Here is a 241-nt window from a genome sequence, read left to right as displayed (position 1 = left end):
ACCTGGAAGGGCACGTTCTCGATCAGGATGTACTGGCCGATGGGGTTGGCCACGTCCTTGAACAACTTTTGGCGGATGCGTGCGCCAATCACGGCGACTGTGGCGGCGGCGCGTTCGTCGGCCTCGGTGAAATAGCTGCCCTCGACCACCGGCCAGTTGAAGATCTCCGGGAAGTTGGTGTCGTTGCCTCCCACGTAAGCCATGTAGTCGACGTTGCCGAAGCGCACACCCGCGTCGGTGC

General features: G+C 62.2%; 1 protein-coding gene. It reads right to left on the bottom strand.

Going from position 1 to position 241, the window contains the following annotated elements; all coding sequences use genetic code 11:
• Nucleotides 1-241 (bottom strand): ABC transporter permease (locus tag AAEY75_RS16800; protein WP_352260299.1); only part of this gene is annotated, 241 nt, incomplete at both ends.

Source organism: Psychrobacter sp. TB55-MNA-CIBAN-0194, from assembly GCF_040309505.1.
Classification (GTDB): Bacteria; Pseudomonadota; Gammaproteobacteria; order Pseudomonadales; family Moraxellaceae; genus Psychrobacter; species Psychrobacter fozii.
This window is presented reverse-complemented; position numbering and strand designations above follow the sequence as displayed.